Source organism: Dendronalium sp. ChiSLP03b (assembly GCF_034531165.2).
Lineage (GTDB): Bacteria > Cyanobacteriota > Cyanobacteriia > Cyanobacteriales > Nostocaceae > Dendronalium > Dendronalium minutum.
In genome coordinates this window covers 1-7,090 of record NZ_JAVRBR020000035.1, presented here as the reverse complement: position 1 = coordinate 7,090, position 7,090 = coordinate 1, and the positions used below count along the sequence as shown (strand labels likewise).

8 protein-coding genes are annotated in these 7,090 nt (G+C 43.0%); 1 reads left to right on the top strand and 7 read right to left on the bottom strand.

All coding sequences use genetic code 11. From position 1 onward, the window contains the following. Positions 1–158: 158 nt before the first annotated feature. The 7 genes from RMY31_RS08360 to RMY31_RS08330 form a co-directional block, all read right to left on the bottom strand. The gene (locus tag RMY31_RS08360) at positions 159–1,481 is read right to left on the bottom strand and encodes a DUF58 domain-containing protein (protein ID WP_322667221.1); all 1,323 of its coding nucleotides are present in this window, start codon (positions 1,479–1,481) and stop codon (positions 159–161) included. A 105-nt stretch (positions 1,482–1,586) separates the two neighbouring features. Further along, positions 1,587–2,315: an AIM24 family protein gene (locus RMY31_RS08355; RefSeq protein ID WP_322667219.1), complete on the bottom strand. Its 729-nt coding sequence runs from the start codon at positions 2,313–2,315 to the stop codon at positions 1,587–1,589. 180 nt (positions 2,316–2,495) lie between these two features. Next, positions 2,496–3,446, bottom strand: a complete 951-nt coding sequence (locus RMY31_RS08350; protein ID WP_322667216.1) for a MoxR family ATPase — start codon at positions 3,444–3,446, stop codon at positions 2,496–2,498. Between the two features lie 78 nt (positions 3,447–3,524). Beyond that, entirely contained in the window at positions 3,525–4,613 is a 1,089-nt protein-coding gene (locus RMY31_RS08345; protein ID WP_322667214.1) for a DUF4350 domain-containing protein, read from the bottom strand. Between the two features lie 119 nt (positions 4,614–4,732). Then, positions 4,733–5,338 carry a DUF4129 domain-containing protein gene (locus RMY31_RS08340; RefSeq protein WP_322667212.1) on the bottom strand — a complete coding sequence of 202 codons (606 nt, stop codon included), beginning with the start codon at positions 5,336–5,338 and terminating at the stop codon, positions 4,733–4,735. A 65-nt stretch (positions 5,339–5,403) separates the two neighbouring features. Continuing rightward, positions 5,404–5,553, bottom strand: coding sequence for a hypothetical protein (locus RMY31_RS08335; RefSeq protein ID WP_409877712.1), 150 nt, complete (start codon positions 5,551–5,553; stop codon positions 5,404–5,406). 68 nt (positions 5,554–5,621) lie between these two features. Beyond that, positions 5,622–6,122 carry a DUF2243 domain-containing protein gene (locus tag RMY31_RS08330; RefSeq protein WP_322667210.1) on the bottom strand — a complete coding sequence of 167 codons (501 nt, stop codon included), beginning with the start codon at positions 6,120–6,122 and terminating at the stop codon, positions 5,622–5,624. A 159-nt stretch (positions 6,123–6,281) separates the two neighbouring features. On the opposite strand from RMY31_RS08330, the gene RMY31_RS08325 reads away from it, so the two are divergent. Further along, complete coding sequence (locus RMY31_RS08325; RefSeq protein ID WP_322667208.1) at positions 6,282–6,767, top strand: NADAR family protein; 486 nt, start codon at positions 6,282–6,284, stop codon at positions 6,765–6,767. The last annotated feature ends 323 nt before the right edge of the window (positions 6,768–7,090 follow it).

Here is a 7,090-nt window from a genome sequence, read left to right as displayed (position 1 = left end):
TAACGCACCCTACTGGCGTGTCAAGGCTAAAGTAGTGCAATAGAAAAATTCGATTATGTGTCTAAACTTCAATTTTTCAGAGATTTTTAATGCAACATTTTAGCCTTGCCATGCCACTACAATTTCTGTATTTGTGTTGGTAATGCTTGATTTTCACCTTATAATTGATTGCGCGCTTTCAGTTGCAAATATCGCTCGACTAATTGGTCTGTAATCTGATTAGCTGGCGCATCAAGTACTAACACACCTTTTTGCTTCAACTGGGCAAAAGCAACTTGCCGCTGTGCTAATAAATCTAAAGCGACTGCACGTCCGTAAGTCTCTGTAACATTTTCGGTGAAGGTATGCGCCAAGCGATCGACTTGAGGATCTCGAAGAGTCACGCAAAACGGCAGATAGCGTGGTGCTAGTTTGGAGAGTGCCGCAAGCAGTTCAGTGGAGGCGGTGACATCAACTAAATCTGTAATCACTACCACAAGCGCCCGCCGAGTTTGTCGTTGCACAACACTTGTCACAGCCCCCAAATAATCAGATTCTAGCAATACTGGTTGAATCGGAGTCAAGCGATCGATTAACTGACTCAAGTGAGATTGACCCCGTTCCGGCGAAATCCATGTATGCATTTGGCGGTCGAATACGCCTACACCGACGCGATCGCCCCGATGTAACCCCGCTAACGCTAATGATAAAGTTGCATTCAAACCCCAGTCAAATCGCTGCAAACCTTGCACCTTTGCAGTCATCAACCGTCCGCGATCGAGCAAAATTAGTAACGTTTGTTCCTGTTCTGGTTCCAGAACCCTTACCAATGGTGGTGTATTGCTGTATGCGCCAACTCGACGGGCAGTAGCTTTCCAATCAATAAACCGCAAATCATCACCAGTGCGGTAGTTCCGCAACTCTGCAAATTCAGTACCGATACCCATTTGGCGTTTGCGAAGCGATCCAGATGATTGCAGTGTCAGTTTAATTGAAAGCGATCGCAACCCTAATAAATCTGGATAAACCTTTACCCGCAGACTTAAAGGAATCTGCCAATCATCCCAAGCTAATCCCCAAGGCCCCAACTGTCGTACCTGAATATTCCCCCAAGGAAATTCTCCTCGTTGCGTTGGGTTGATAGTGTACGTCAATTCTTGAGTGCTGTTGCTGGCAACACTAGTGCGGAGTGTGGTTGCAGATACGCCAAACTCTACTGGGTAATAGTCGCGGATTTGAATCACAGCGTTAGATTTTGGCGATTTTACCGTTAGTACAACCGGATTATCCCGCCCAATGGACAAGCGCGGCGGTAATTCCCGCTGAATTTCCACCCGCAGGGGACGCGATCGCCAAGCATCGACAATCATCAATCCCAGAACAATGGCATCAAATAGCAAGATGACAGCGATGCTTGCCGCAATGCTCAAAAAGAAACATAACAGGGGTGCGATCGCTATTCCCAATCCTAATAATAAATAAACTCTTCTGGCGGGAACCATAGATTAATTGCCAAACTCGATTCTTTCGTGTGACTATAGTCTATAAAAGACAGGCGATCGCTCTCCATTTATCCACATTTATTCTTGAGTTAATCAATCCGGTTTTTATCCGAGATTTAAACCTTCACTTTCAGATACTAGTAATTTACCTTCACCGCTATAAAACCAAACATAACCTTCTCCACCACCTTTGCCAAAATAACCTAATTTTCGGTAATCTTCTTCAATACCCTTTGTAAATCCTTTCACCATGTCATAATCAGCAATCAAAATTTCACCTTGCTTTAATTCAATAATTTTAGTTGGTGCAATTGTAGCTACTACCACTTGAGCTATTTGTCCTCTTAAAGCTGATAGAGCAATTCTCCACCTACCATCATTGGAACCAGCAGCTTGTTTAAATTTTAATCGTTTAGTACCTAAAACTACATTGTCAGAACAAAACTGGAATACACCATCATCAAATTCCCATTGCTCCTGTTCTAACAGTTCAATAGGTGTGTAATATAAGAAGTTTCCTTTGTGTCTCGGTTCGAGATAAACTGTACCAGTTCCCCTATAAACAGGGGCATTGAAATCTACCTCTGTACTCAAAGATATCCAGATATCTTTCAAACGATTATCAGTTTTATAAACATCATAAGTTAATTTGCCAACACAATTGTGCAACGAACCTTTTTGAATTACAACTCCAGAATTTTCTAGCTTAATTTCAACTTGCTGCACAAAAGGAATATCTTTTGTTGGATGATAAAGTTTATTAGTCTCTTTGTTGATATTATTTTGTAAATACCATAAATCTGTAGGTTCTAGAATATTAACTTTGTGTTGCATGAATTTGACCCTGTTTGCTTAAATTAGTCGAGTATAAATAATAAACTCTCAGTTGACAATGCCGAAGTTTAATTCATATGTTTAGCAGGAGGCAGGAGCCAGAAGGCAGAATTGACAAATTATCTTCTTAGTTCCTAGTTCCCAATACCCAGTCCCCAGTCCCCAGTCCCCAATCCCTACTCATCTTGGCACTGGCACTTGATTAATAACTGACGCAATTACCGCATCCATTTGTAAACCATCCAGCATTGCTTCTGGTTTCAGAATCAAGCGATGACGTAATAGCGGTGATGCCACAGTTTTAATATCATCTGGGGTAACAAAATCCCTTCCAGCTAACCAGGCTGCTGCTTGAGATGTCTGCAACCAAGCACCAGCAGCGCGAGGCGATGCACCTAAAGTTAAATCAGGAGATTGACGCGATGTTCCGATCAACGCTAAAAGATAATCAACGATCGCTTCAGATACCTTAACTTCTTTGACTGCTTGCCGTGCCTGTAAAATTTCAGCTACCGTTGCCACTGGTTTAAGATTGCTAATATCCATACGTCTAGCGGCAAATCCTGCCTGACGATTGAGTAACATTTGTTTTTCGGCAGCGCGATCGGGGTAATCTACTACTAGCTTGAATAAAAACCTGTCCAGCTGCGCCTCTGGTAGAGGATAAGTACCCTCAAATTCCAAAGGATTTTGTGTTGCTGTCACCCAAAATAAATCTGGCAAAGGTAAACTTTCACCATCTAGAGTTACCTGCATCTCTTCCATCGCTTCTAACAGCGCCGCTTGTGTCTTGGGGGGAGTGCGGTTAATTTCGTCTGCCAACAGCACCTCAGTGAATACTGGCCCTTTTTTCAAAGTGAAACTGCGGCTATTCAAGTCAAAAATATTCGTACCAGTAATATCTGATGGTAAAACATCTGGCGTTAGTTGAATCCGGCGAAAGTCTGCTTCGATTAACTGCGCTAAAACTTTTACCAGAAGTGTTTTACCAGTTCCCGGTACTCCTTCCAAGATTACATGTCCACCTGCTAACAGCGCTACCAAAAACTGTTGTATCAGGTTAGATTGTCCTACTATGATTTGGTTGAGTCTCTGACCGAGGTGAAGAAAGACAGGATGGGTTTCGCTCATATTTTGTTATTTATCATCTCACGCACAACCGCTAAGACGCTAAAAGATACTTTGTACTTTGGGCATCTTTGCGTGAAATTACAATTGTCGGCGCACAATTTGCCATTTCCCCAACCAGCTTAACAGCTCTCGTTCGCTCATGCGGCGTTTTCGAGATTGTAACTTTAATACCGCTTCTAATTCTGCTGCACTTGCGCCTGTTTTCTCTACCCAACGGTTCAGCAGAGTTTGGCGTTCTAGTGGTATTTGTCCCAATCCCAAGGCTTTTTGCAGTTGTAACTGTTCTTCTTTACCCACCATCTCTAGAACAAAGTCGCTAGATTCGGCTTTTTGCAACACACCTGCCAAAGCTTGAATATATGCTTGGCTATTATCTACAACTGGCGTATCTAAAGCTACTGGTTTCCCAAAGCGGCGATTTTGCGCCCAAATTAGCACTACTAGCAAAACACCTACTTGCACCAGTATGGGTAATACAGGAGTTTTCGCAAAATAGCTGAGTAAGTCACCTTGGCCTTGACTTTGTCTGATATCAGCATCTTTATAACCGTGAATATACTCATCCACGAATACAGACTTATTTTTATTAGTGACTAAATTGGCAAGGTATTTGAAATTACTTAAATTATCTTGGTAGGCATTAGCAGCCAGATAGCGAGTGGTAGAAAAAATTGCTTTTCCTTTATTGTACTTTTCTTCCCAGACCACAGCACCAAAGCGATCGCCTAAAGAAACGTGCTGCTGCTTGGCTTTCGCATAACGTCTTCGCGTCTCAATTTTGACATCACCAAAGGGCGATTTTTGCATAGTGCTAAAGTCTGCTGCCGTCACCTGCTGATTTACACCCAAAATCACCAAAGTATTACCTTTTTCTACCCATTTTCGCTCTTCATAATCCAGCACGGGTTCCCTGAGAGTGCTGTATACCTGTAAAAAAGTCACTGGGCTTTTTTCTGTCTTAAGATTGCTCAAAGGCTTTTGCCAGCGCTGGATAGTAGTTCCTTGCTGTTGCATGAAAGCATACCAAGCACCATAACCATTGGGAGCGCGATTATAAGTGGAGCCATTACTAATTTTGCTATTATTGGGAGCCGCTATCAAGGTAAGTAAGATTATCACCCCTAAAGCGATCGCTCCTATCCAAACAATGCGGTTTGAGCGTTTCATACTGAGTGCTGAGTGCTGAGTTAGGAGAGACGCGATTAATCGCGTCTGTACAATAATTAATTGTTACTCTTCTTACCTCCCCTGCTCCTCTGCTCCTCTGCCCCTCCGCCCCTGTGCCTTTATTCTTGAGCAATTTCCCGATATGCTTGCTGACACTGTTGATAATTTTCTGACAAAATCTCCGTATTGCCAAAACATAATTGCTCGTGCGTGGTAATCAAAGTTTCATAGGGTTGCATCGGAGTCACGATTGAACGGAGCAATTGCAGATATTCGCCATCTGTGCGGCTGGGTTTGTGAGGGACAACGCTAGTATCGTGCAAGTGCTGTAATATTGCCATGTAAAGGCAACGACAAGCCTCACGGTAGTTACCTTGACGGTAAAATTGTTGCGATCGCTCCAACCAAAGTCCTACAGATAAATCAGTAGAGTAGACTTTTGCCTTAGAACCAGAGGCATCCCTACCGCCAGCCAACCAAGAATATACGTAGTGACCAAATTCTCGCCACAAACGCCAACCCACCCAAGCTATAACTAAAGCTAATACCAGCCAAAACAGAAATTTTAGCAAATTAATCAACCAAGGACTAATTGATACAGGTGCCCATTCTGGCAAACTCTGTTGAAAGCGGTAAAACTGGTATTCTGACCATTCTCCCACTTGTTGTTGTAACTGAGAAAGCTGCCAACCCAGGTTGGTTTTTTCAAAAGTGTCTGTAGACATATAGTGGACATGAGGGGTAAGAGGAGCAGGAAGAGAAGTTGCCAGGAGGAGCCACTGCATTGGTGTTAGCGTAGCGGTAGCGACGTAGGAGCGTCGGCAACGCGATCTTGGGGGTTTTCCCCATGAGCGACTGCTGTTAGCGCAGCGTTAGCGAGTCCTCGAGCGTCAAGGGTTCCCCGGCTTGTACCGCGAAAGCGGAACCCGCAGGGTAGCAAGTGGTGTCGTTTCCCTCCAAGCAAACTTCGGCGAGGCAGGGGGAGCAAGGGGAAAAGGGAAAAAACTACTAACTCCTAATTCCTAACTCTTGTCTACCTTTGCTATTTTGTAGCACTAACCAACCGACTACAACAAGCAGCCCACCTAATATCAAAAATCCCACATCCCAAGCTAACTGATTTGGACCTGATTTCACATGATGAATACCCAGAATTTGGTGGTCAATTAGTCCTTCAACCAAGTTGAATAACCCTGCACCAATCAGCAAAGATCCAACAAAAGTCTGTGATGACCAAGGAACATCATCACGGCCGCCTGCTCGCCATAGCAATGCTACACCTATCACTGTTAAGATCCAGTCCAAGGCATGAAACAAGCCGTCCCATACCATGTTCAAATCTATGTTTGAGGGGGTTGTCAGAGGTTTAGTGTTACTCAACATATGATGCCATTGCAAAATCTGATGCAGCAGGATGCCATCAACAAACCCTCCTAGACCCAAACCTAGGAAAATCCCAGCAGCAATTAACGGCATCCGCCGATATACAAACCCACTCTTTGCCTCCATTGTCAACCTCATAGACAGATTTTTCTCACACAATAGAATTTTTTGCCCAGCAATATCTTCTCTCTCGAGGTAAGTTATAGCTTTCAATCTAAAGATGACAACTTCCTGTCAGCATCTACAGGCATTATAGAAATTGATATATAAAAGAGAAATTTTCAAATGACCATTTACTTTTATAAAGTTTGGCAGCCTTATGGTTGTTTTTCTAACTTTTCTCCCCACGGAATCTACATCCAAGGTAGTTACTGGCCAACAGTGGAACATTATTATCAAGCGCAAAAGTTTGTGGGCAGTATTGATGCAGTAATTATACCTATAATACACACTGCCGAAACCCCAGAAGAAGCCGCTGCTTTGGGGCGATGTAGCACTCGCCAACTGCGCTCAGATTGGGAGTTAGTCAAAACTCAAGTGATGCGAGAAGCAGTACTCAAAAAGTTTCTCACTCATGCCGAGATTAGAGAAATTCTCCTGGCCACAGGTGACGATCTCCTAGTGGAAAACTCACCAACTGATTATTTCTGGGGCTGTGGCGCTCGTAAAACTGGTCAAAACCATCTCGGCAAAATCCTCATGAGTGTGCGTGAAGAAATCCGTCAATTAAGATTATCAGCAGTAATTTCCGCTGAAGTTTTGTCCGAATAGTAACAATCAAGGAACTAACAAATAAAAAATATTTCATTATATGCGATCGCTCGATTTTTTAGTTTCCAAACTATTCCTCAAGCACAATGCGCTTTATCCAATGAAATCGATAGGATTTCTTCTCTGTTTGTATGAAACACCCTACTTTGACAAAAGCTTAATAGAGTACGTTAGCAATAGCGTAACGCACCCTACTGGCGTGTCAAGGCTAAAGTAGTGCAATAGAAAAATTCGATTATGTGTCTAAACTTCAATTTTTCAGAGATTTTTAATGCAACATTTTAGCCTTGCCATGCCACTACAATTTCTGTATTTGTGTTGGT